The sequence below is a fragment of the Synechococcus sp. H55.10 genome, from assembly GCF_047502715.1.
Lineage (GTDB): Bacteria > Cyanobacteriota > Cyanobacteriia > Thermostichales > Thermostichaceae > Thermostichus.
In genome coordinates, this window is the sequence record NZ_JANSJJ010000073.1 from 1 (window position 1) to 995 (window position 995).

General features: G+C 55.5%; 2 protein-coding genes. One reads left to right on the forward strand and one right to left on the reverse strand.

Annotation, left to right across the window (positions count from 1 at the left end):
• Nucleotides 1-146 precede the first annotated feature (146 nt).
• On the forward strand, nucleotides 147-641 hold the full coding sequence (locus tag NW858_RS05625; RefSeq protein WP_414520081.1) for a MarR family winged helix-turn-helix transcriptional regulator: 495 nt from the start codon (nucleotides 147-149) through the stop codon (nucleotides 639-641).
• Between the two features lie 91 nt (nucleotides 642-732).
• Here NW858_RS05625 and NW858_RS05630 read toward each other — a convergent pair.
• Nucleotides 733-995: hypothetical protein (locus tag NW858_RS05630; RefSeq protein ID WP_414520082.1), on the reverse strand; the 263-nt coding region annotated here is incomplete at its 5' end.

The following is a 995-nucleotide window of genomic DNA, read 5'->3' on the forward strand; positions in this document are numbered from 1 at the left end:
CTCCTGTGCGTTGCCTTGGGATGGAATAGCTCCACGGAGCTGGCGAAATGGCCGTTAATTTGTATTAGGACTATAGTGCAGTCGGCTATCATAAAGCCAAAACTGTTCTTGCTGGGTGGATTAGTCTCGTTCGGCGAGCTGCAGCGATGCCCACTGCTGCTGAGTCTCTGTCCTCTCCGCTTCCCCAAGGCGAGGCCCTCAAGCCCTCGGTGGTGGCGGCGCGGGAGCCTTTTTTGGGGCTGCTGCGGGATCTGGCGCGGGCTTACCAAGCCTTTGAAAACTACGCCAGCGCTCACATTCGTCAGATAGGGCTGACCGCCCCCCAATTTGATGTGTTGGTAACCATTGGCAACACTCCTGGCTTGACGATGAATATCCTGGCCCAGAAAACGCTGGTTACCAAAGGGACGCTGACCGGGATCGTGGATCGCCTGGAACAAAAGGGGCTAGTGCGCCGCGAGGTACCTCCAGAAAACCGCCGCTGCTTCAAGATCGTGCTTACCGAAGAGGGGGAAAAACTGTTTGAACAGGTCTTCCCGGTTCATGTGGCCTACCTGAAAGAGCGCTTTCAAAAGCTGAATCCGGAAGAGATGGCTCAGATCCAAGCCTGCTTGAAAAAGCTGCAAGCAATTTTCTATTAGATCCCTCCTTGCGAGAGAGGCTAAGCAGCGGGACTTTTCAGCAGGTGCAGTCAGCTCTGCCTAGGGCTAGATCGAGGAGCTAGCCACTGCCTCACCCCAAAACCCAGAGCATGAAGGTCACTCCCAAGGTAACGGCGCCGAAGAGGGCATAGCTAATCCGGCGCAGTGGCTGCAGTTGCATGGCATGCAGATCCTTAAGCCAACCCAGCCCCAGCGATTCCACAAAGCGATCTAACACTGCTTGCATGGGGTAGGCGTAAACGGATCCCTGTTCTTTGAAGTTGACTAGCACAACTAGCAGCGTGGCGTAGCCCCAGAGGAGGCCCCAGAGCACAGCACTCAACCCGATTAAGA

What these genes read in the sequence shown, in the direction of transcription:
- NW858_RS05625 (WP_414520081.1), top strand. Translation starts at nt 147, where the DNA reads ATGCCCACTGCTGCTGAGTCTCTGTCCTCTCCGCTTCCCCAAGGCGAG.